The organism is Streptomyces sp. NBC_01233 (assembly GCF_035989305.1).
Classification (GTDB): Bacteria; Actinomycetota; Actinomycetes; order Streptomycetales; family Streptomycetaceae; genus Streptomyces.
Window position 1 is genome coordinate 6,032,507 of sequence record NZ_CP108514.1, and the last position, 22,619, is coordinate 6,055,125.

Annotated in this window: 22 protein-coding genes; 16 read left to right on the forward strand and 6 right to left on the reverse strand. The window is 71.3% G+C overall.

From position 1 onward, the window contains the following. Positions 1 to 3 precede the first annotated feature (3 nt). Complete coding sequence (locus OG332_RS28890; RefSeq protein WP_327416203.1) at positions 4 to 1,410, forward strand: dipeptidase; 1,407 nt, start codon at positions 4 to 6, stop codon at positions 1,408 to 1,410. Positions 1,411 to 1,453: 43 nt separating this feature from the next. Beyond that, entirely contained in the window at positions 1,454 to 2,410 is a 957-nt protein-coding gene (nudC, locus tag OG332_RS28895; RefSeq protein WP_442816224.1) for an NAD(+) diphosphatase, read from the forward strand. A gap of 86 nt (positions 2,411 to 2,496) precedes the next feature. On the opposite strand, the gene OG332_RS28900 is transcribed toward nudC, so the two are convergent. Next, a complete protein-coding gene (locus OG332_RS28900) occupies positions 2,497 to 2,757 on the reverse strand; it encodes a mycoredoxin (RefSeq protein ID WP_030709961.1) in 261 nt (86 codons plus the stop codon). A gap of 170 nt (positions 2,758 to 2,927) precedes the next feature. Here OG332_RS28900 and OG332_RS28905 point away from each other — a divergent pair, with 170 nt between their 5' ends. The 5 genes from OG332_RS28905 (at position 2,928) to OG332_RS28925 (ending at position 6,773) form a co-directional block, all read left to right on the forward strand. Then, positions 2,928 to 5,093 (forward strand): ATP-dependent DNA helicase UvrD2, encoded by a 2,166-nt coding sequence (locus OG332_RS28905; protein ID WP_327416205.1) that lies wholly within the window; start codon positions 2,928 to 2,930, stop codon positions 5,091 to 5,093. Positions 5,094 to 5,272: 179 nt separating this feature from the next. Next, on the forward strand, positions 5,273 to 5,584 hold the full coding sequence (locus tag OG332_RS28910; protein ID WP_319732482.1) for a hypothetical protein: 312 nt from the start codon (positions 5,273 to 5,275) through the stop codon (positions 5,582 to 5,584). A 187-nt stretch (positions 5,585 to 5,771) separates the two neighbouring features. After that, complete coding sequence (locus tag OG332_RS28915; RefSeq protein WP_327416206.1) at positions 5,772 to 6,143, forward strand: WhiB family transcriptional regulator; 372 nt, start codon at positions 5,772 to 5,774, stop codon at positions 6,141 to 6,143. After that, positions 6,140 to 6,469 carry a hypothetical protein gene (locus OG332_RS28920; protein ID WP_327416207.1) on the forward strand — a complete coding sequence of 110 codons (330 nt, stop codon included), beginning with the start codon at positions 6,140 to 6,142 and terminating at the stop codon, positions 6,467 to 6,469. The genes OG332_RS28915 and OG332_RS28920 overlap by 4 nt, the downstream gene beginning before the upstream one ends. A 76-nt stretch (positions 6,470 to 6,545) precedes the next feature. Continuing rightward, on the forward strand, positions 6,546 to 6,773 hold the full coding sequence (locus OG332_RS28925) for a hypothetical protein (RefSeq protein WP_442816225.1): 228 nt from the start codon (positions 6,546 to 6,548) through the stop codon (positions 6,771 to 6,773). A 19-nt stretch (positions 6,774 to 6,792) separates the two neighbouring features. Here the strand turns inward: OG332_RS28925 and OG332_RS28930 are convergent, their stop codons facing one another. Continuing rightward, positions 6,793 to 8,121, reverse strand: coding sequence for an ABC1 kinase family protein (locus OG332_RS28930; RefSeq protein WP_327416208.1), 1,329 nt, complete (start codon positions 8,119 to 8,121; stop codon positions 6,793 to 6,795). 72 nt (positions 8,122 to 8,193) lie between these two features. Then, positions 8,194 to 9,357, reverse strand: a complete 1,164-nt coding sequence (locus OG332_RS28935; RefSeq protein WP_327416209.1) for a ThiF family adenylyltransferase — start codon at positions 9,355 to 9,357, stop codon at positions 8,194 to 8,196. A 126-nt stretch (positions 9,358 to 9,483) separates the two neighbouring features. On the opposite strand from OG332_RS28935, the gene OG332_RS28940 reads away from it, so the two are divergent. The 4 genes from OG332_RS28940 (at position 9,484) to OG332_RS28955 (ending at position 13,365) form a co-directional block, all read left to right on the forward strand. Continuing rightward, positions 9,484 to 10,122 carry a M48 metallopeptidase family protein gene (locus OG332_RS28940; protein ID WP_442816226.1) on the forward strand — a complete coding sequence of 213 codons (639 nt, stop codon included), beginning with the start codon at positions 9,484 to 9,486 and terminating at the stop codon, positions 10,120 to 10,122. 140 nt (positions 10,123 to 10,262) lie between these two features. Then, positions 10,263 to 11,891: a TerD family protein gene (locus OG332_RS28945; RefSeq protein WP_327416211.1), complete on the forward strand. Its 1,629-nt coding sequence runs from the start codon at positions 10,263 to 10,265 to the stop codon at positions 11,889 to 11,891. Positions 11,892 to 11,911: 20 nt separating this feature from the next. Further along, on the forward strand, positions 11,912 to 12,592 hold the full coding sequence (locus OG332_RS28950) for an AIM24 family protein (protein WP_327419403.1): 681 nt from the start codon (positions 11,912 to 11,914) through the stop codon (positions 12,590 to 12,592). A 17-nt stretch (positions 12,593 to 12,609) separates the two neighbouring features. Then, entirely contained in the window at positions 12,610 to 13,365 is a 756-nt protein-coding gene (locus tag OG332_RS28955; protein WP_327416212.1) for an AIM24 family protein, read from the forward strand. Positions 13,366 to 13,423: 58 nt separating this feature from the next. Here OG332_RS28955 and OG332_RS28960 read toward each other — a convergent pair whose 3' ends face one another. After that, positions 13,424 to 13,954, reverse strand: coding sequence for an NUDIX hydrolase (locus OG332_RS28960; protein ID WP_327416213.1), 531 nt, complete (start codon positions 13,952 to 13,954; stop codon positions 13,424 to 13,426). After that, positions 13,951 to 15,375 (reverse strand): zinc-dependent metalloprotease, encoded by a 1,425-nt coding sequence (locus OG332_RS28965; protein WP_327416214.1) that lies wholly within the window; start codon positions 15,373 to 15,375, stop codon positions 13,951 to 13,953. Before OG332_RS28965 ends, OG332_RS28960 begins: the two co-directional genes overlap by 4 nt. A 190-nt stretch (positions 15,376 to 15,565) precedes the next feature. Here OG332_RS28965 and OG332_RS28970 point away from each other — a divergent pair, with 190 nt between their 5' ends. From OG332_RS28970 to OG332_RS28985, 4 genes are all read left to right on the forward strand, one after another. Further along, positions 15,566 to 16,723 carry an SDR family oxidoreductase gene (locus OG332_RS28970; RefSeq protein ID WP_327416215.1) on the forward strand — a complete coding sequence of 386 codons (1,158 nt, stop codon included), beginning with the start codon at positions 15,566 to 15,568 and terminating at the stop codon, positions 16,721 to 16,723. Positions 16,724 to 16,971: 248 nt separating this feature from the next. After that, complete coding sequence (locus tag OG332_RS28975; protein WP_030709935.1) at positions 16,972 to 17,433, forward strand: molybdenum cofactor biosynthesis protein MoaE; 462 nt, start codon at positions 16,972 to 16,974, stop codon at positions 17,431 to 17,433. A gap of 155 nt (positions 17,434 to 17,588) precedes the next feature. Beyond that, the gene (locus OG332_RS28980) at positions 17,589 to 17,786 is read left to right on the forward strand and encodes a hypothetical protein (protein ID WP_327416216.1); all 198 of its coding nucleotides are present in this window, start codon (positions 17,589 to 17,591) and stop codon (positions 17,784 to 17,786) included. 99 nt (positions 17,787 to 17,885) lie between these two features. Beyond that, a complete protein-coding gene (locus tag OG332_RS28985; RefSeq protein ID WP_327416217.1) occupies positions 17,886 to 18,977 on the forward strand; it encodes a YlbL family protein in 1,092 nt (363 codons plus the stop codon). Between the two features lie 20 nt (positions 18,978 to 18,997). Here the strand turns inward: OG332_RS28985 and OG332_RS28990 are convergent, their stop codons facing one another. After that, the gene (locus tag OG332_RS28990) at positions 18,998 to 19,567 is read right to left on the reverse strand and encodes a PPA1309 family protein (protein WP_327416218.1); all 570 of its coding nucleotides are present in this window, start codon (positions 19,565 to 19,567) and stop codon (positions 18,998 to 19,000) included. A gap of 131 nt (positions 19,568 to 19,698) precedes the next feature. Between OG332_RS28990 and OG332_RS28995 the strand changes: the two genes are divergently transcribed. Beyond that, entirely contained in the window at positions 19,699 to 22,578 is a 2,880-nt protein-coding gene (locus OG332_RS28995) for a UPF0182 family membrane protein (protein ID WP_327419404.1), read from the forward strand. Positions 22,579 to 22,619 lie beyond the last annotated feature (41 nt).

Here is a 22,619-nt window from a genome sequence, read left to right on the forward strand (position 1 = left end):
GGCATGAGCGACACCCCGCCGGACAACGTCGTCCGCACGTACATCGACACCCACCGCGGTGCCTTCCTCGACGATCTCGCCGAGTGGCTCCGCATCCCCTCCGTCTCGGCCCAGCCCGAGCACGCGGGCGACGTACGCCGCAGCGCCGAATGGCTCGCGGCGAAGCTCAAGGAGACCGGTTTCCCGGTGGCCGAGGTCTGGGAGACCGCCGGCGCCCCCGCCGTCTTCGCGCACTGGCCGAGCGAGGACCCGCAGGCTCCCACCGTCCTGGTGTACGGGCACCACGACGTGCAGCCCGCCGCCCTCGCCGACGGCTGGCACACGGACCCCTTCGAGCCGGTGGTCCGCGACGGCCGCATGTACGGGCGCGGCGCCGCCGACGACAAGGGGCAGGTGTTCTTCCACACCCTCGGGGTGCGCGCGCACCTGGCGGCCACCGGCGCCGCCGCCCCCGCCGTGAACCTCAAGCTGATCGTCGAGGGCGAGGAGGAGTCCGGCTCCATCCACTTCCGCGAGCTCGTCGAGGCCCGCGCCGGTGAACTCGCCGCCGACGTCGTGATCGTCTCCGACACCGGCATGTGGTCGGAGACCACCCCCACCGTCTGCACCGGCATGCGCGGCGTCGCCGACTGCGAGATCGACTTCCACGGCCCGGACCAGGACATCCACTCCGGTGCCTTCGGCGGGGCCGTGCCCAATCCGGCCGCCGTCGCCGCCCGCCTGGTCGCCGCCCTGCACGACGACGACGGACGCGTGACGATCCCCGGCTTCTACGACGGCATCGCCGAGCTCACCGAGGCGGAACGCGCGCTCATCGCCGAGCTGCCCTTCGACGAGTCCGAGTGGCTCCGTACGGCCAGGTCCCACGCGGCCTCCGGCGAGGCCGGCTACTCCACCCTGGAGCGCGTCTGGGCCCGTCCGACGGCCGAGGTCAACGGCATCGGCGGCGGCTACCAGGGCCCCGGCGGCAAGACGATCGTGCCCGCCTCCGCCCACCTGAAGCTGTCGTTCCGCCTGGTGTCCGGCCAGGACCCGTACGAGGTCGAGGCCGCCGTCAGGGACTGGGTCGCGGCCCGGATCCCGGACGGAATCCGGCACTCCATCACCTTCGGCGCCCCGACCCGGCCGTGCCTGACCCCGCTGGACCACCCGGCCCTGCAGTCCGTCGTACGGGCCATGGGCCGCGCCTTCGGCCAGAAGATCCGCTTCACCCGCGAGGGCGGCTCCGGACCCGCGGCGGACCTCCAGGACGTCCTGGACGCGCCCGTACTCTTCCTCGGCATTTCGGTACCGTCCGACGGCTGGCACTCGCCGAACGAGAAGGTCGAGCTGGACCTCCTCCTCAAGGGCGTCGAGACGACCGCCTACCTCTGGGGAGACCTGGCCGCCACCCACCGAGCAACCGCCTGACACCCGACGCACGCACGCCTGCCTTGTCCCACCACCGGGGGAGTTGGAAGTACCTGTGAGCACCCATACCGAGCGCCCTCTCGCCGAGCGCCCTCTCTCGCTCGCCGCGCCCAGCGGAATCGACCGTGCCGCGCACCACCGCCTCGACGAGGCGTGGCTCGCCGCCGCCTGGAGCCACCCGACGACCCGCGTCTTCGTCGTCTCCGGTGGCCAGGTCCTGATCGACGACACCCCCGACGGGGGCACGAGCATCGTGATGACCCCGGCCTTCGAGGCCCCGGTCACCGAGACCCACCGCTACTTCCTGGGCACGGACGAGGACGGCGTACGGTACTTCGCGCTGCAGAAGGACGCGCTGCCGGGCCGCATGGACCAGTCGGCCCGCCCGGCTGGCCTGCGCGAGGCCGGACTGCTGCTCTCCCCGCGCGACGCCGGGCTGATGGTGCACGCGGTGGCACTGGAGAACTGGCAGCGGATGCACCGCTTCTGCTCCCGCTGCGGCGAGCGCACGGTGGTCGCCGCCGCCGGGCACATCCGCCGATGCCCGGGCTGCGGCGCCGAGCACTACCCGCGTACCGACCCGGCCGTGATCATGCTGGTCACGGACGAGCAGGACCGCGCGCTGCTCGGCCGCCAGGTGCACTGGCCGGAAGGCCGCTTCTCGACCCTGGCCGGGTTCGTGGAGCCGGGCGAGTCGATCGAGCAGTCCGTCGTCCGCGAGGTGTGGGAGGAGGCGGGTGTCAGGGTCGGCGAGGTCGAGTACGTGGCCAGCCAGCCGTGGCCCTTCCCGTACAGCCTGATGCTGGGCTTCACGGCCCGCGCCACCACCTCCGAGATCACGGTGGACGGCGAGGAGATCCAGGAGGCCCGCTGGTTCTCGCGCGAGGAGCTGCGCGCCGCGTTCGAGACGGGCGAGGTGCTGCCCCCGTCGGGCATCTCCATCGCCGCCCGGCTGGTCGAGCTCTGGTACGGCGAGCCGCTGCCGAAGATGGCGGCGTAACGTTCGTCACAGCAGAAGGCCCCCGCCTCGGCGGGGGCCATTCCGGTGCTCGCGGGTACCTGCGGGTGCTCGCGGGTGAGGCTGCCTCAGACGGCGAGGGCCTGCTTGACCTGGGCCAGGCTCGGGTTCGTCATGACGGACTCGTTGCCGGCGACGGACTTCACGAGCACGGTGGGAACCGTCTGGTTGCCGCCGTTGGCCTTCTCCACGAACGCGGCGGACTCCGGGTCGAGCTCGATGTTGATCTCGTTGTACGCGATGCCTTCCCGGTCCAGCTGGGTCTTCAGCCGACGGCAGTAGCCGCACCAGGTCGTGCTGTACATCGTGACGGTGCCCGTGTCCTGCATGCTGCGCTCTCCTTCGTGAAGGCTCGGTGGTCCGAGTACTCGAACGTACGGGACCCCGCCGCCATTCCCGTACGGGCCTCTCCGCACGGCCGGTGTGACTGATACGACGGATACCCGCCGCCTGTGGACGGATTTCCCGCCCGACCCACGAGACCTGGCAGCATGGCGGGGTGACAGCAGCAACGCACTCCCCATCGTTCCCCGCCTCCGCCGACTCGGCCGACGCGGTGCTCCTGGGCCTGGACCCGGAGCAGCGCGAGGTCGCGACGACCCTGCGCGGGCCGGTGTGCGTGCTGGCGGGCGCCGGTACCGGCAAGACCCGCGCGATCACCCACCGCATCGCCTACGGCGTCCGGTCGGGCCAGCTCATGCCGGCCAGCGTGCTGGCCGTCACCTTCACCAACCGCGCCGCCGGAGAGATGCGCGGCCGCCTGCGCACCCTCGGCGCGGGCGGGGTCCAGGCCCGGACCTTCCACTCCGCCGCCCTGCGCCAGCTCCAGTACTTCTGGCCCAAGGCGGTCGGCGGGGACGTGCCCCGGCTCCTGGAGCGCAAGATCCAGCTCGTCGCCGAAGCGGGCGCGCGCTGCCGCATCCGGCTCGACCGGGGTGAGCTGCGCGACGTCACCGGCGAGATCGAGTGGGCCAAGGTCACGCAGACGGTGCCCGCCGACTATCCGGCCGCCGCCCTCAAGTCGGGCCGCGAGGCACCCCGGGACATGGCCGAGATCGCCCAGATCTACGGGACGTACGAGCAGCTCAAGCGCGACCGCGGCATGATCGACTTCGAGGACGTGCTGCTCCTCACCGTCGGCATCCTCCAGGACCGCCACGACATCGCCGAGCAGATCCGCGCCCAGTACCAGCACTTCGTGGTCGACGAGTACCAGGACGTCAGCCCCCTCCAGCAGCGGCTGCTGGACCTCTGGCTCGGCGAGCGCGACAGCCTCTGCGTCGTCGGCGACGCCAGCCAGACGATCTACTCCTTCACCGGCGCCACCCCCGACCACCTGCTGAACTTCCGCACCAAGTACCCGCAGGCCACCGTGGTCAAGCTGGTCCGCGACTACCGCTCCACCCCCCAGGTGGTCCACCTCGCCAACGGCCTCCTGAACCAGGCCAAGGGCCGCGCCGCCCAGCACCGGCTGGAGCTGGTCTCCCAGCGCGAGACCGGCCCCGACCCGGTCTACGCCGAGTACGCGGACGAGCCGGCCGAGGCCGAGGGCGTCGCTCACCGGATCCGGGACCTGATCGCCGCGGGCGTCCCGGCCGGCGAGATCGCCGTCCTCTACCGCATCAACGCCCAGTCCGAGGTCTACGAACAGGCCCTGGCCGACGCCGGGGTCCCCTACCAGCTGCGCGGGGCCGAGCGGTTCTTCGAGCGCGCCGAGGTCCAGAAGGCGATCCTCGCGCTGCGCGGAGCCGCCCGCTCCGGCGGGAACGACCCGCTGCTCGACGACGTCGTGGAACTGGGCTCCCAGGTCCGGGCGGTGCTCAGCTCCACCGGCTGGACCACCGAGCCGCCCGCCGGCTCCGGCGCCGTGCGCGACCAGTGGGAATCCCTGGCCGCGCTGGTCCGGCTCGCCGAGGACTTCGCCCGGACCCGGCCGGGAGCCACCCTGGCGGACCTCACGATCGAGCTGGACGAGCGCAAGGCCGCCCAGCACGCCCCGACCGTCCAGGGCGTCACCCTGGCCTCGCTGCACGCCGCGAAGGGCCTGGAGTGGGACGCCGTGTTCCTCGTCGGCCTCACCGACGGCATGCTGCCGATCACGTACGCGAAGACCGACGAGCAGGTCGAGGAGGAGCGCCGGCTGCTCTATGTCGGCGTCACCCGGGCGCGGCTGCACCTGAGCCTTTCCTGGGGCCTCTCCCGGGCTCCGGGCGGCCGGGCCTCCCGGCGGCCCAGCCGCTTCCTGAACGGCCTGCGGCCGGGCTCCGCGGTGCCCCGCAGCGGGCCGGGCTCCGCGGCCGAGAGCGGGGCGCGCAGGCGCGGCCGCCGCGGCCCGGTGCTGTGCCGGGTCTGCGGCAAGACACTGACCGAGGCCGGCGAGCTCAAGCTGATGCGCTGTGAGGACTGCCCGTCCGACATGGACGAAGGGCTCTACGAGCGGCTGCGGGAGTGGCGTGCGGGCCAGTCGAAGGAGCAGGGCCTGCCCGCCTACTGCGTCTTCACGGACAAGACTCTGATGGCGATCGCGGAGGCCGCGCCCACCGAGCCGGGCGAGCTCTCTATGATCTCCGGAGTGGGCGGCCGCAAGCTCGACCGGTACGGAGCCGAGGTGTTGGCCATATGTGCAGGTCAGGAGCCCGAGCCCGAGGATCATGCCGACGCGTAGAAACTCGTCGGAAAAATAGTTTGCACATGCCCAGCGAAGACCCATAGGTTCTTAGCAACGGAAACGGTGGCTTCTCCGAAGCCCTGGATCCGTGCTGTACTTATCCGAATACGCATGGGACAGGCCCTCGGGCCGAGTCCCCGAGACGCCGAGAGGAGGCGAGACCAGTGACCAGCTTCATGACCTTCACCAAAATGACCGATCGCTCGGTCGACGCTTCCTGCCTGCTCGGTTCCGTCTCCCTTCTGGGTACCGGTGTGTCCGCGATTTCCGCCGACCGCCCCGCCCTGCTGGCGACCCTTCCGGTCAGTGAGCGCAATGAGCGACCGACCCAGGCACCGGTGGCAGTACTGGCAGCAGAAGCTCAGGCGCATGGCGCCTATGGCTTCGCGGCCGCTGCCGGTGCCGGAGCCAAGACGAAGCAGACGAAGCAGCAGCACCACCTGATGTGGGCCTTCCGTGGGCTCGAACCCTGGAGTGATCCAGTCTGATCGCATGATCAGGCCGGCGCCTTCAGGGCCGCGGAACCCCACCCGGGATCCGCGGCCCTTCTGTTTGCCCCCGAACGGGGGGCGAACGCAGCAAAGGGGCCTCGGGACTGGCAGAAGCAGGTGACAGCCGAACCCGGCCGACCGGCCGGAACGACTAGCCGACCAAGACGACGAGGAAGAAACCACCGTGCAACTCGAAGCGCACGCCCCGTCCGTAACGCAGACCCACACGATCTCCCCGCCCGCAGTCCCGGAGGACCACGCCTTGACCCCGCTCACCGCGCTCACCGCGCTCGACGACGCCATCGAGAACCTCGGCGTACCCGTCCCCTGCCGCACCTTCGACCCCGAGGTCTTCTTCGCCGAGTCCCCGGCCGACGTCGAGTACGCCAAGTCGCTCTGCCGCACCTGCCCGCTGGTCGAGGCCTGCCTCGCCGGGGCGATCGAGCGCCGCGAGCCCTGGGGTGTCTGGGGTGGCGAGCTCTTCGTCCAGGGTGTCGTCGTCGCCCGCAAGCGGCCCCGTGGCCGTCCGCGCAAGAACCCGGTTGTCGCGGCATGACCGCCATCGGAACCATCGACCGCCCCCTGACGCACGATCCCCTGAAGCAGGCCCTCATGACCGCCCACACCACGAGCGCGCAGCCCCACGGCGCCGCCCACGCAGACTTCATCACCACCGGCGCGATCACCTCGCGTCAGAACAGGACCCGCGAAATGCAACTCATCCCAGAAGCCCTGGCTCGTGCCCATATGGACGAGCGCATGCGTGAGGTGGACGCCGAGCGTCACGCCGTGCGCCTGGTCGCCGCCCGCCGCATGCAGCGGCGTGCCGAGCGCGTCTCGATGCGCGCCCGCCGTGCGCTGGCCATGGCCGTCATGCACTAAGGCTGAAACAGCGTCCCCGGGGGACCGGTCCGAACGGACCGGTCCCCCCGGTGCGTTGCGGACGGCAGTCCACCCCGTGCGGGGATATCGTCTGGAGGCGGACCAGCCGACTCCCCACCCCGCCCCGTCGGGATCCGAGGCCCAGCCCGTCGTCTGCGCGCGCTGTGGCACGGAGTCCCCCAACGGCGCCCCGCCCACCTGGACCTGCTCGGTGGAGAACGGGACCAGACAGTACTTCTGCGTCGACTGCGCGCGGGCCAACCTGCGGGCGATCGAAGGCAGGCTCGACTCCTCCTGGTGGTGACTCCGCGGACCTTACGGAGTCACTCGGCGGAGGCGAACCCGGGCAGCCAGGCGTCCAGTTCGTCCCGCAGCCGCACCGTCGCGCCCAGCTGGCACAGCACCCCGATCGTGCTCAGTGTGACCCGGTGGATCAGCAGGTACGAAGGCGGCAGGTTGATCTGCCGGCCCAACTGGTGCGCGGGGGAGCGGGGGTCGGCGATCCGCGCCGCCTGGCCGCGCAGCCACGGCCGGGTGAAGGTGAACTCCTCCGCCTCGGCCGGCTCGATGATCGGCTTGAGGTAGTCCAGCACCGCGTCGGGGTCCAGCTCGATGGACTCCTTCACGAACCCCTCGGCGCGCAGGTGCCCGTAGACCCCCTCGGCGTCACCGTCCAGGGTCATCCGCAGCGACCTGCCGATGGGCCTGGGCCAGCCGCCGGGCAGCCGGTCGACCGTGCCGAAGTCCAGGACGCCCAGCCGCATCCCGCCGTCCGCCCCCGGTATCAGCCGGAAGTTGCCCGGGTGCGGATCCGCGTGCAGCAGACCCGTGCGCGCGGGCCCGGAGAAGAGGAACCGGGCCAGCAGCTGCCCGGCGCGGTCGCGCTCCTCCTGGGTGCCGTCGGCTATCACCTCCGACAGCGGGGTCCCCTCCATCCACTCGGTCACCAGCACCTGGTCGCCCTGGTGCACGACATCCGGCACGACCACGTCCGGATCGTCCACGAACGCGTCCGAGTGTGTCCGCTGGGCCTCGGCCTCCAGCTCGTAGTCGAGCTCCTCGGCGACCCGGTTGCGCAACTCCTTGATCAGCGGCTTGATCTCCATGCCGGGGATCAGCGGCCCCAGCAGCCCCGCGAACCGGCCCAGCTGCTTCAGGTCCGACAGCAGCGCCTCACCGGCCCCCGGGTACTGGACCTTGACCGCGACCTGCCGGCCGTCGTGCCACACCGCCCGGTGCACCTGCCCGATCGAGGCCGCCGCGGCCGGCTTGTCCTCGAACTCCTCGAACAGCTCCCGCCAGTCCTCGCCGAGACGGTCCGCCAGCACCTGGTGCACCGTCGCCGCGGGCAGGGGCGGAGCCGCCTCCTGGAGCTTGGTCAGCGCCGCCCGATAGGGCCCGGCGACCTCCTCGGGCAGCGCCGACTCGAAGACCGACAGGGCCTGCCCGAACTTCATGGCACCGCCCTTCAGCTCCCCGAGCGTGCGGAACAACTGCTCGGCGGTGCGCTTCTGGAGCTCGCTCGCCACGATCTCGGCCGACTTGCCCCCGATCCGCTTGCCCAGCCCCCAGGTGGCCCGTCCTGCGATGCCGAGCGGCAACGCGGCCAGCTTGACGGTGCGGGTGACCGCCTTCCGGGGAAGATCAGACATACGCCCCTCCATTTCCCAGACAGCTGCGCCGCGAACGGCGGTTCAGGACGCCCTCGGCCCCAACGCATCCTGTCATGGCCCTCCCGCGGGGTCTGCGCCCGATCCGCCTCCGGGAACCTGCCCCGCCGCACCGGGGTGCTGGAGCGGCGCCGGAGGCCCGGTGTCCGCGCCGCACGGGCAGTCCGAGTGGGGGTGGACCGGGGTGGGCTGCCAGTGGAGGGTGGGGAGGGCCGCCTCCCAGCGGGTGGCGGTGGACGCGGGCAGTTCACCGTCGAGGAAGGAGAGCGCGTGGGCCGCGGCCAGGCCGGCCACCGCCGTGGACAGGCCCAGGTCGCAGGCGGCGCTCGCGCGGCGGCGGTGGGCCGAGCGCCACTGCACCAGCATCCGGGGCCAGGCCGTGTCCCGGTCCACGCGGTCGCGCTCCATGCACCCCGCGCAGGCCGTCACCCCCGGCAAGACCAGCGGACCCACCAGCCCCGTCCCCTCCAACACCCCCGCGTACAGGTGCGGGATGCCCGTGGCGACCCAGTCGGCCGCGGTGCCCGGATCAGGGGCCCAGGCGTGCAGCCCGTCCCGGGGCGCGACCACCACCAACGCCAGCCGCGGCTCCGCGCCCTCCTCCTCCCCGGCCCGCGGGGTGCGCCCCGGGGTCGATTCGCGCACCAGCTTCCCCGCAGCCTCCGCCCGCAGCCGGCCCACGCTCCCGGGATCCAGACCTCCCGGAGCCACGTCCGCAGGCTCAACCCGGCCCCCGTCGAGCACCTCGACCCGGCCCACACCGGCTCCCGCCAGGACCGCCGCGATCACGGCGCCCACCCGGCCGCTCCCGCGCACCCGGACCCGTATCGCCCGGCGCGCGGCGACGCCGCGCAAGTCCCCGCCCGGCTCCCGGTGCACCAGGGAGAGCGAGCCCAGATCGGGCCCCAGCCGCTCCAGGGCCTCCGGATGCCCGCGCACGGCCTGGGCCCGAGGACCTCCCGCGGTGGCGTCGTCGAGCAGACCGGCTCCCGCCAGCCGCCTGACGAGTGCGTCGGCCCGGCCGTCCGGGAGCCCCATCCCCGTGGCTTCGGCCCGCAGCAACTCCATCCCCCGTGTGCCGTCGATCCGGTCGATGAGCGTGCCGGTCGCCGTGTCCACCGGCCCGAGCACCACCGCGTGGGCGGGGGTCACCCCGAACTGCACCGTCTCCCGGTCCCGCCAGGCCCGCGCCAGCGCGGGCTTCACCTTCGGATACATGTCCGGTCCCCCTCGATTTCCCGTGCGGACTCGCGCCGCTCCATTTCCCGCTCTTCCGCAACAGTGCCCGTCCGCCGGAATCCGTGCGCGAATTTGTCCACAGGCGAGGGGTATTAGGCATATGAGATGAAGGGAAATGCCGTTCCCGATATCAGCTGCGCATCGCTCACGTGCGAACCGCGGACGGGCGGGACTTCCGCCACCGCTACCGGGTACCGTCGTGGCGTGTCCGCCGACCCATCGCCGCGCGCCGTCGAAGTCCGCCGGAGCGCGCGCCGCCGCAGGACCGTATCCGCCTATCGCGAGGGTGACCGTACGGTCGTCCTCATCCCTGCCCGGATGTCCGAGGCGGAGGAGCAGCGCTGGGTGGGCGTCATGCTCGACAAGCTGGCCGCCCAGGAGAGCAAACGCACCCTCGGGGACGCGGAACTCACCGAGCGCGCCGAGCGCCTGTCCGAGCAGTACTTCGGCGGCCGCGCGCGCCCCCGCTCGGTCCGCTGGGTCACCAACCAGAACACCCGCTGGGGCTCCTGCACCCCGGCCGAAGGCAGCATCCGGCTCTCGCACCGCATCCAGGGCATGCCGGAGTACGTCGTCGACTACGTGCTCCTGCACGAGCTGGCCCACCTCCTCGTGCCCGGCCACGGGCCCCGCTTCTGGGAGCTGCTGGAGGCGTACCCGCGTACCGAGCGGGCCCGCGGGTACCTGGAGGGAGTGGTGGCGGCCGAGCGCCTTCCGAAGGTCCCGGCCGCCCGCGAGGAATAAGCAGGAAGGCCTTGTACCGGCCCGTCATGTCACACAGCGTGATATGTACCGGGTCGGTACCGACTTGGCCGGATGTCGGTAGTTGCCGTTAGCCTGAGCGGCACGCATTTCACAGTCGGGATGGGGGACGGTCGTTACGTATGGCCAGGGAATTCCAACGCGGCCACAAGGCCAAGATCAGTGATCTCACGGCGGGCACCGATCTGTACGTAGGCGTCCAGATCGCCGGGCCCGGGCTCACCTTCGACATCAGCTGTTTCGGGCTCGACGCCAATGAGCAGCTGTCGGACGACCGCTACTTCGTCTTCTTCAACCAGCCGAAGTCGCCGGAAGAGTCCATTCAGCAACTCGGCGCGCAGTCCGGTGACACCGAATCCTTCCGGGTGACCCTGGATCGCATTCCGGCGTCCATCCACAAGCTCTCCTTCACCGCCACCATCGACGGTGCCGGCCAGATGTCGCAGGTCGGCCCGGGCTACATCCGGATCGTGGCCGGCGGCGAAGAGGTCGTCCGGTACGCCTTCACCGGCTCAGAGTTCACCACCGAGCGGGCCGTGATGCTCGGCGACTTCTACCTCAAGGACGTGTGGCGCTTCGCCGCCGTCGGCCAGGGCTTCGACGGCGGGCTCGACGCGCTGCTGAGGAACTTCGGCGGCGAGGTCGCCGAGGAGGCGCAGCAGCAGGCGCCGGCCGCCGCCACGCCGGGGTTCGCCCCGCCGCAGGGGGCCGCGCCGGCCCCGGCCTTCGGAGCCCCGGCACCCGCCCAGGCCGCCGCCCCCGCGCCGTCGTTCGGTGCGCCCGCGCCCGCCGCGGCCCCGCAGCCGCAGTACCAGCAGCCCGCCGCCCCGGCCCCGGTGCACGCCGCGCCCACCATGGCCGCGCCGCTCGCCCCGCAGGCCCCCGCGCCGTACGGGCAGCCGCAGCAGCCCTCGTACGGCCAGGTCCCCGGGCAGGTCCCGGGCCAGTACCCGGGCCAGGTCCCGCCGCCCGCCCCGGCTCCCGCGCCGTACGGGCAGCAGCCGGGCTACGGGCAGGTCCCGGGCCAGGTCCCCGGGCAGGTGCCGGGCCAGCAGCCCGGCTACGCGCCCCAGGCCGCCGCCCCCGTCGCGGCCGGGCTCGCCGCCGCGCTCCAGCCGTACAAGGAAGCCCCCACGGGCACCCGCTGGACCCCGCAGAACGCGCAGCTCATGCGCGTCGACCTGGCGATGGGCGGCCAGGCCGTCCTCGCCCGCCAGGGCAGCATGGTCCTGTACCAGGGCAAGGTCGACTTCAGCTACAAGGGCGCGGGCTTCGCCGGCCGCATCGTCGGCAACGCCACCGGCCAGGAGATGCAGCTCATGCGCTGCACCGGCCGCGGCCAGGTCTTCCTCGCCGAGGACGGCGCCCACCTGCACGCCATCGAGCTCCAGGGCGACGGGATCTGCGTCTCCGCCGAAGCCGTCCTCGCCTTCGACGAGTCGCTCCAGCACGAGGTCCGCCGCATCGAGGGCAACGGCATCCCGGGCGGCGCCCTGTTCACCATGCAGTTCCAGGGCACGGGCACGGTGATCGTCAAGACGCACGGCGTCCCGGTGGTCCTGCCCGTCACCCCGACCACCTTCGCGGACAGCAACGCCATCGTCGCGTGGTCCTCCGCCTCGCAGGTGATCCTGTCCAGCCAGGTCCGGCTGCGCCGCAACGCCTACCCCGGCCACAGCGGGGAGACCGTGAACCTCCAGTTCCGCGGCGCTCCCGGCAACTTCATCGTCGTCCAGCCGTACGAGGTCTGAGGGAGCCCGACATGAACGCAATGAACCAGCAGCTCGCGGGCTACGCCCCGACCCCTGTCACGGCCCGCATGGAAAACCACGGCCGGGCCATGCTCAAGGTCGCCATGCAGAGCGGCCAGGACCTCTTCGCCCGCACCGGCTCGATGGTCGCCTACGAGGGCTTCGTGCAGTACGAGCCCAACCCGCCGGCCGTCCGTCAGATGGCCTCGCAGTGGGTCACCGGCGAGGGCGCACCGCTGATGAAGTGCACCGGCGACGGCCTGCTCTACCTCGCCGACTACGGCGCCGACGTCGTCGTCATCAACCTCAACAACGACTCGCTCTCGGTCAACGGCACCAACCTGCTCGCCTTCGACGCGCACCTCCAGTGGGGCGTCGAGCGGGTCAAGGGTCTCGCCAAGTTCGCCGGCCAGGGTCTGTTCAACGTGCAGATCGCGGGCACCGGCTGGGTCGCCCTGACCTCCCGCGGCACCCCGATCGTGGTCGACTGCGGCCGCGGCGAGGACGAGACGTACGTCGACCCGGACGCGCTCGTCGCCTGGTCGCCGAATCTCAAGGTCAAGGGCAAGCGCAGCTTCAAGGCCTCGTCGATGATCGGCCGGGGCAGCGGGGAGGCCTACCAGATGGCCTTCTCCGGCCAGGGCATCGTCGTCGTACAGCCCAGCGAGGACAGCACCGACCGGCTCCGGGTCCGGGGCTGAGGGGGAGCGGACACATCATGCAGAGCGCACTTTTCGCCCACGCCGAGGCCCAGTCCCAGGACCGGTACGCCATCCAGAACCCGCAGCTCCTGCGGGTCTCGCTGACCGGCTCCGACGACGTACTCGCCCGCAAGGGCGCGATGGTCGCCTACCAGGGCCTCATCGACTTCGACGGCGAGTACCAGAGCACCAGCCAGCGGGGCGCCCGCCGCCGCACCGGCGAGGGCCTGGACCTCATGCGCTGCTCCGGGCAGGGCACGGTCTACCTGGCCAACCTGGCCCAGTACGTGCACGTCGTGGACGTGGACCAGGAAGGCCTCACGGTCGACAGCAGTTACGTCCTGGCCCTGGACTCCACGCTGCACACCGAGGTCATCGCGGTGGACAGCCAGTACGGAATCTCTGGTTCCGGCAAGTACCAGCTCAACATCACCGGCCGCGGCAAGGTCGCGCTGATGACCTCCGGGCAGCCGCTGATGATGAACGTCACGCCCGACAAGTACGTCAATGTCGACGCGGACGCGATCGTCGCATGGTCGACCTCGCTCCGGGTGCAGATGCAGGCCCAGACGCACTCCAGCGGAGTCTGGCGGCGGCGCGGCAACACCGGCGAGGGCTGGGAGCTCAGCTTCCTCGGCACCGGCTTCGCGCTGGTGCAGCCCAGCGAGGTGCTGCCGCCGCAGAACGCCCAGCTCGGCCAGGGCGTCGCGGCGCAGTTCGGCATGGGCCAGCACGGCTCCCACGCCCAGAACCAGAACAACGCCTGGAACTGATCCCGGACAGGCGAAAGGGGCGGCCCCGCGAGGGACCGCCCCTTCGTCGTGCCCGGGCTCAGCCCCCGAGCCGCGCCAAGGTCGCCTCCAGCAGCCGTACCACCGAGGTGTCGGCCACCGCCGCCACCTCCTCGTACGGGAACCAGCGCAGGTCCAGCGACTCCTCGCTGATCTCCGCCACCGCGCCGGCCGGAGCCAGCGCCGCGTACTGCACGTCCAGGTGCCAGTGGCACGGCGCCGGGATCGGATGCCGGTCCAGGCGGACCGGGCCGCCGGGCAGCAGGCTCAGCCCGGACGCGATGCCCGACTCCTCGCGGGCCTCGCGCAGCGCCGCCGCCTCGAGCGTGTCGTCGCCGGGCTCGCAGTGGCCGCCCATCTGCAGCCACACGCCCAGCTTCTTGTGCAGGGTCAGCAGTACGCGCTCCCCGACCGGGTCGATCACCAGCGCGCTGCCGGTGATGTGCCCGGCCGTGCACGGCTTGTACATCCCGTCCGGATGGGCGGCCAGGTGCTCCAGATAGACGTCACGCAGCTCGGGCTGGCCCTCGTAGCCCTTCAGGACGAGGACCGCGTCGTCGTACAGGCTCACTTCTTCTCGTCACCGTCCTCGTCGCGCCGGTCACGCTGGTCGCGCTGCTCGGCGGCCTCGCCGAGCATCTTGTCGATCTCGGAGAAGTCCAGCTGCTCCCGGTGCACGAAGCCGTCCGGGTCGTCCAGGTCGGAGGCCGTCGGCAGCATGTCCGGGTGCTCCCACAGCCCGTCGCGGCCGTCCACACCCCGCGCGTCCGTAAGGGAGGCCCACAGCCGGGAGGCGTCGCGCAGCCGGCGCGGACGCAGCTCCAGGCCGATCAGCGTCGCGAAGGTCTGCTCCGCCGGGCCGCCCGAGGCGCGCCGCCGGCGCATGGTCTCGCGCATCGCGTCCGCCGAGGTCAGCCGCGGCTTGGCGGCCTCGTGCACCACCGCGTCGACCCAGCCCTCGACCAGCGCGAGCGCCGTCTCCAAGCGGGCCAGGGCGGCCTTCTGCTCCGGGGTGTCCTGCGGCTGGAACATGCCGCCCTGCAGCGCTTCCTGCAGCTGCTCCGGGTTCGAGGGGTCCAGCTGGCCGACCACGTCCTCCAGCTTCGAGGTGTCGACCTTGATGCCGCGGGCGTAGCCCTCGACCGTGCCGAACAGGTGCGAGCGCAGCCACGGCACGTGCGCGAAGAGCCGGGCGTGCGCCGCCTCGCGCAGGGCCAGGTACAGCCGCACCTCGTCCGAGGGGACGCTCAGGTCCTTGCCGAAGGCCTCGATGTTCAGCGGCAGCAGCGCGGCCTTGCCGGCCGGGCCCAGCGGCAGGCCGATGTCGGTCGAGCCGACGACCTCGCCCGCGAGCGTGCCCACGGCCTGGCCGATCTGCTGGCCGAACATGGCCCCGCCCATGGAGCGCATCATCCCGAGCAGCGGGCCCGCCATGGCCTGCATCTCCTCGGGCAGGACGCTGCCCATGGCCGCGCCGACGCGCTCGGCGACCGGGTCCACGAGGTCCTTCCACACCGGAAGGGTCGCCTCGACCCACTCGGCGCGGCTCCACGCCACGGAGGTGGTGGCGCCCGAGGGCAGCGAGGTCACGCCGTCCAGCCAGTGGTCGGCGAGGCGCACGGCCTCCTCGACGGCCGACTTCTCGGCGATGCCGACGCTCGTGTCCTTCACGCCGTCCGTCGTGCCCTGCGCGACGGTCTGGCGCGCGATGTCCTTGGCCATGTCCCAGTTCACGGGACCGCCCTCGTAACTCAGCATCTGGCCGAGCTGCTGGAAGGCCGCACCGAGGTCGTTCGGGTTCATCGAACCGAACATCGCGGCGAACGGATTGTCCGCGCCACCGGGGCCGCCGGCGCCGCCCGGCAGGCCCATGCCCGGGAACCCGAACGGATTCGGGCCGCCCTGACCGCCCTGACTGCCCTTCTTCTTGCCCTCGTCGCCGTTCTCCGGCTCCTCCGGCGGAAGGCCGAATCCGAATGGGGTGTCGCTCACGGGTTTCCTCGGCTCGTAGGGCCGCCGGCGGGTGCCGACGGGCAATGGTCCGACAACCACCCAGCGTAGACACCTGGCCCGCATACGGGCTCGGTGCTCCGCCGACTCCTGGGCTGCGGCAGGATGGACATCACCTGGTGGGCACGCGTCACGGCGCGTCCCTACTGAAGACAACCGCTGGAGACGCCCGGTGAGTTCCCCAGATCCGCAGTTTCGCGCGATGAACGACGACGAAGACCGCCCTGACCACGGCGACAGCGCCCAGGGCGTTCGCCAGCCGCGAAACCCGGCCGTGCGAGGTCCCGTGATCGCCGTGACCGGCGCCGCGTCGGGGGTCGGCGCGGCCCTCGTGAGCCGGCTGGCCGCCTCCGACGAGGTCAAGCAGGTCGTCGCCATCGACGAGCGGCGGGGCGACTGCGCGGCCGCGCAGTGGCACATCCTGGACGTACGGGACCCCGCGATCGCCGAGAAGCTGCGCGGCGCGGACGTCGTCGTCCACCTCGCCCTCGACCTCGACCTGGAGACGGACCCCGCGGCCCGTACGGCGTACAACGTGCGCGGGACCCAGACCGTCCTCACCGCGGCCGCCGCGGCCGGCGTGCACCGGGTCGTGCTCTGCACCTCGGCGATGGTCTACGGGGCCCTGCCGGACAACGACATCCCGCTGTCGGAGGACTCCGAGCTGCGGGCGACCGCGGAGGCCACCGGCGTCGGCGACCTGCTGGAGATCGAGCGCCTCGGCCGCCGGGCCCCCCGCGCGCACCCGGGCCTGAACGTCACCGTGATCCGCCCGGCGGTCCTGGTCGGCGGCACCGACACCGCCCTGACGCGCTACTTCGAGTCCCCACGGCTGCTCGTGGTGGCGGGATCCCGCCCGAAGTGGCAGTTCTGCCACGTGGAGGACCTGGTCAGCGCCCTGGAGTACGCGGCCCTGGAAAAGGTCGAGGGCGAGCTGGCCGTGGGCTGCGAGGGGTGGCTGGAGCAGGAGGAGGTCGAGGAGCTGAGCGGCATCCGGCGCATGGAGCTCCCCTCGGCGGTCGCGCTGGGTGCGGCGGCCCGGCTGCACCGGATCGGCCTCACCCCGTCCCCGGCCGGGGACCTCGCGTACACGATGCACCCCTGGGTGGTCAGCGTCAGCGGGCTGCACGCGGCGGGGTGGCGGCCGCGCTGGACCAACGAGGAGGTGCTCGCCGAGCTCCTCCAGGAGGTCTCGGGGCGCCACACGGTCGCGGGCCGACGGCTGGGCCGCAGGGACGCCGCCACGGCCGCCGGTGCGGCGGGCGCGACGGTGGCCCTGCTGGGCGCGGCCGCGGCGGTCCGCCTGGCGCGCAAGCGGCGCGGGATCTGACCCTGCGGGTCGGGCCGCCTGCCCGACCCGCAGGGGGCGCTGCGCTGCCCTCGGACCCCGGCGCCTCAAAGACCGGGGCGCCGCCCCGGACCCCGCGCCTCGAACGCCGGCGGGGCTGGATTGTGCCGGCGGGGCTGTATTCGGCGGGCCTGGTTTCGCGGGGAATCGTAGGAGGCTCCCAAGGGGTCGGGTCCGGCACGGGCGAAACTGCTATTTCGCCTCGTCAGCCACTAGGGCACGATGAAGGCATGGCACCGCACTTCGACCACCCCGGCGAGCAGGCCGCTCAGGACCCGATCCGGCTGCTCGAGATCCGTGAAACCCCGCTCTCGATCGACGAGGTCTTCCAGGCCGTCGGCGACGACGCGACGGGAGGGACGACGCTCTTCGTCGGCACGGTGCGCAACCACGACAGCGGGGCGGACGTCGATTCGCTCGGCTACTCCTGCCACCCGACGGCCGAGGCCGAGATGCGCCGGGTCGCCGAGCGCGTCGTGGCCAAGTTCCCCGTCCGCGCACTGGCCGCCGTGCACCGCGTGGGCGACCTCGCCGTCGGCGACCTGGCCGTCGTCGTCGCCGTCTCCTGCCCGCACCGCGGCGAGGCCTTCGAGGCCTGCCGGATGCTCATAGACGACCTCAAGCACGAGGTCCCGATCTGGAAGCACCAGACCTTCGCCGACGGCACCGAGGAGTGGGTCGGCGCCTGCTAGGCGCCTGCTGAACCCCGGTCGTGGAGCGGCCCCCGCAAGGGGGTAGCCTCGCACCCGTTCGGCCGCGCAACACGCCCTCGATTTGCGTAACCCCCCCACGGGCACGAGCGTTGAAGCCACCAACGAAACGTAGTTCGGGGTAGGGAGGCACGCCCATGGCGTCTTTGGCGTGGTTGCTGATTCCGCTGTTCGCCGCGATAGGTGCGGCGATATGGGGCAGCTGGGCGGCACGCGACCGCACGCAAGGTGACATATCCGAGCTCGCCGGCTACGCGCGGTTCCGCGAGGCCATGGGCAACGCCGATCAGGTCAGGGCGAAGGCAGAGGCCCATTCCGGTTCCGACGCCGTCTGACGGGGCTCCGCTGAGAATCCCCTGAGAGTTTCGCGTACGGACCCCGTACGGACCGGCCCCGAGGGCCGCCCGCCGGGGCCGTCCCGTACTGTCGGATCCATGCCACGCCGCACTGCGACGATGCTCGCTTCCACCCTCGTGCTGTTCGCGCTGCTCTGCGCAGGGGTGTTCATCAAGGTCCCGTATTCCGAGATGAGCCCCGGCCCGACCGTGAACACGCTCGGCGACTCGCACGGTGCGCCCGTACTCAACATCTCGGGGCGCAAGACCTACCCGACCAGCGGTCACCTCAACATGACGACGGTCCGCGTCACCGGCGCGGACTACAACATGAACCTGGTGGAAGCGGTGTACGGGTGGATGTCCGGCGACAACATCGTCGTGCCGCACGAGAACCTCTACCCGGACGGCAAGACGGACGCGGAATCCACTCAGGAGAACGCCGAGGAGTTCAGCCAGTCCCAGCAGAGCGCCAAGGTGGCGGCCCTGAAGGAGCTCGGCGTTCCGGTCACCGCCCGTGTGATCGTCGCCTCCGTCGTCAAGGGCAGCCCCTCCGAGGGCAAGCTGCACGCCGGTGACGTGATCAAGGCGGTGGACGGCACCCCCGTCACCGCTCCCGAGGACGTGGCCAAGCTCGTCACCAAGCACAAGCCCGGCGAGCCGGTCGAGTTCACCATCGTGCCCGCCGCGGAGGCGGCCGAGGTGGCGAAGGCGAACCACGAGCCCGCCGGTTCCTCGAAGGTGACGATCAACGCGGGCAAGGCGGAGGGCGACGGTCACGCCGTCGTCGGCATCCGGGCCGGATCCGACCACACCTTCCCGTTCACGATCGACATCAAGCTCGCGGACGTCGGCGGCCCCAGCGCCGGCCTGATGTTCGCCCTCGGCATCGTCGACAAGCTGACCCCCGAGGACCTGACCGGCGGCAAGTTCGTCGCGGGCACCGGCACCATCGACGACGCGGGCAAGGTCGGCCCGATCGGCGGCATCCAGATGAAGACCATCGGCGCCCGCCAGGCCGGCGCCGAGTACTTCCTGACGCCCGCCGAGAACTGCGCCTCCGCGGCCACGAACGTGCCCGACGGCCTGACCCTGGTGAAGGTCTCCACGATCGACGACGCCACCAAGGCACTGGAGAAGATCAGCAAGGGGGACACGGCCGGGCTGACGCAGTGCAGCGTCAAGCCCTGACCGGTCCTCCCCCTGCGGTCCTACGAGAAGGTCGCGGCCAGGGCCTCCGCCAGCCCGGGCACCAGGCCCCCGCCGGTGAGGACATCGGTCGAGGAGTCCTTCTCGCGCAGGCGTACGGCCGACTCGCGCGAGCCGTCGCGCAGCACGGCCACGGTGAGGCGGACCTCCTGCCGCTCCGGGTGACCGGCGACCCACGTCGCCAGCTGCTTGTCGCTCAGCCCCTCCGGTACGGAGGCCTCCGCGGACGGCGGCAGCATCAGCCGCTCCACCGTCAGCGCGCAGCCGACGACGGCGTCGGGCCAGGCGATGGTGCCCAGGAACTTGTCGAGGGGGGTTCCGGCCGGGACCTCGTCCTGCTCGATCGGGGTGAGGGAGGCCTTGCCGGCGTCGTCCTGGTCGAGGCCGAGCTGGCTCGCGAGCCGGGGCTCCTGCTTCTTCAGCCGGGCGGTGTCGACCAGCGCGAACAGCCGCGCGGGCTTGTCCCAGCCGAGGCCGGCCGCGTACTCGTCGATCTCGAGACAGGCGCGGGTGAGCGGGCCGGCCGCCATGGGGGTGCCGGTGGAAGGCGAAACGTTGGACATGGACAACATCCTGCCTCCTTTCCGCCCCATACCGGGAACTGACCGGAGCCTCAGTAAGTTGCATGAATGGGCTCTACGATCGGGGGTCCCGTTCAATACCAGACTCAGCGACTTTCGAGGTGGCCACCTTGGCTTTCCAGATGCCGGACCGCGGCGGAGGCCCTTCCGGGCCACGGATGAGAGTCGGCCGCCCGTCCCGGCGGGCCCGCACTCTCCTTATGACCTTGGGCGTGCTGGCCGTCCTGGCCATGCTCTTCATCATGTTCGCGGGGTTCTGGACGGACTGGCTCTGGTTCCGCTCCGTGAAGTACTCCACCGTCTTCACCACCACCCTGTGGACGAAGATCGGTCTCTTCGCCGTCTTCGGCCTGCTGATGGCCGGTGCCGTCGGGTTCAACATCTGGCTGGCCCACCGGCTGCGGCCGCCGCTCAGCGCCATGTCGATGGAACAGCAGAGCCTCGACCGCTACCGGATGAGCATCGCCCCGTACAAGAAGTGGCTGCTCCTGGGCATCGCCGTGATCGTCGGGCTGATCGCGGGCGCCTCGGCGGCCGGTCAGTGGAAGACCTGGCTCATGTACGTGAACGGGGTGACCTTCGGAACGAAGGACCCGCAGTTCCACATGGACGTGTCCTTCTACACCTTCGACCTGCCCTGGTACCGCTTCCTGCTCGGCTTCGGCTTCGCCGCGGTCGTGCTGTCGGTGATCGCCGCGGCCGTCGTGCACTACCTGTACGGCGGACTGCGCGTGACCAGCCCGGGCGCCCGGGCCACCGCCGCCGCCACCGGGCACCTGTCGGTGCTGCTCGGCCTCTTCGTCACGCTCAAGGCGGTCGCGTACTGGCTCGACCGGTACGGGCTCGCCGTGAAGTCCAGCGATTTCAAGGCCGCGGACAACTGGACGGGCCTGCGGTACGTCGACGCCAACGCGTACCTGCCGGCGAAGACGATCCTCGTCGCCATCGCCGCGATCTGTGCCGTGCTGTTCTTCGCGACGCTGTGGCGCCGCACCTGGCAGCTGCCCGTGATCGGCTTCGGCCTGATGGTGCTCTCGGCGATCCTGATCGGCGGGCTGTACCCGGCGATCGTGCAGAAGTTCCAGGTCCAGCCGAACGAGCAGGCCAAGGAATCGCCGTACGTCCAGAAGAACATCAAGGCCACGCGCGACGCCTACGGGATCGCCGGCTCCGAGGTCACGGACTACCCGGGCTCCCCACAGACGGCGGACCGGACCAAGCTGCGCCCGCAGGCCGACACCACGGCCAGCATCCGGCTCCTGGACCCGAACATCGTCTCGCCCGCCTTCCAGCAGCTCCAGCAGGTCAAGGGCTACTACGCCTTCCCGTCCACGCTCGCCGTGGACCGGTACACCGGCCAGGACACGGTCATCGGGCTGCGCGAGCTGAACATCGGCGGCATCCCGAAGAACAACTGGATCAACGACCACTTCAAGTACACACACGGCTACGGCGTGGTCGCGGCCAAGGGCACCACCGTCGGTGACCAGGGGGCCCCGGACTTCACCCAGTCCGACCTGCCCTCCAAGGGCATGTTCGGCACGGACTTCGAGCAGCGCATCTACTACGGCGAGCAGACGAAGCAGTACTCGATCGTCGGCGGACCGCAGAAGGAGCTCGACTACTCGGACGACAAGGGCGAGAAGGAGACGAGCTACAAGGGCGACTCCGGCGTCAGCCTCGACAACCCGGTGAACCGGGCCGCCTACGCGCTCTCCTTCAGCGAACCGCAGATCCTCTACTCGGGCGCCATCGGCGACGGCTCGCGGATCCTCTACAACCGCACGCCCAAGCAGCGCGTCGAGGCGGTCGCCCCGTGGCTGACCATCGACGGCGCGCCGTACCCGGCCGTGATCGGCAAGCGGGTCGTGTGGATCGTCGACGCCTACACGACGACCAACGGGTACCCGTACGCCTCGCGCACCACGCTGGGCCAGAGCACCGCCGACTCGCTGACCAACAGCCAGCGCGCGGTGGTGGCCCAGGAGAACCAGGTCAACTACATCCGCAACTCGGTGAAGGCCACCGTCGACGCGTACGACGGCTCGGTCAACCTGTACCAGTGGGACACCGAGGACCCGGTCCTGAAGACCTGGATGAAGGCGTTCCCCGGCACGGTGAAGGCCAAGAGCGACATCGCCAAGCCGCTCATGGACCACCTCCGCTACCCGCAGGACCTCTTCAAGGTCCAGCGCGAGCTGCTGACCCGGTACCACGTCACGGACCCGCAGACCTTCCTCAGCGGCAGTGAGGCCTGGGCGGTCCCGGACGACCCGACGACCAAGGCCGGCACGGCGGTTCCGCCGTACTACCTGTCGCTGAAGATGCCGGGCCAGAAGGAGAAGGACCAGGTCTTCTCGCTCACCACGACGTTCACGCCGAACGAGCGGCCCAACCTGAGTGCCTTCATGGCGGTCAACGCCGATCCGGGGACCCCGGACTACGGCAAGATCAGAATCCTGAAGATGCCGACCAGCAAGCCGCCGGACGGCCCCGGTCAGGTGCAGAGCAAGTTCCAGTCCGAACCGAAGATCGCCGAGTCGATCCGCCTGCTGCGCGGTGGTGACTCGGAGATCGAGTACGGCAACCTGCTCGCGGTGCCGCTCGACGGCGGCATGCTCTACGTGGAGCCGGTGTACGTCCGCAGCTCCGGGCTGAAGTACCCGCTGCTGCGCAAGGTGCTGGTGACCTACGGCGGCCAGACGGCCTTCGAGGACACGCTGGAGAAGGCGCTGAACGTGGTCTTCGGAGCCGAGGCCCCGACCACGCCGGTGCCCCCGGTCCAGCCGCCGGGCGAGGGCACCGTCACGCCCCCGGCCAACCAGGACCCGACGGTCAAGGCGGCCCTCGCCGACGCGCAGAAGGCCATCGAGGACGCCGAGAAGGCCAGGCAGGCCGGCGACTGGGCGGCCTTCGGCAAGGCCCAGGACGAGATCAAGTCGGCGCTGAAGCGGGCGATCGACGCGGAGGCGAAGACGGCGCCGCCCCAGCCGAGCGGCTGATGATCCACGGGTAATGGCTCTGTCCCGCGTCGTGATACTGT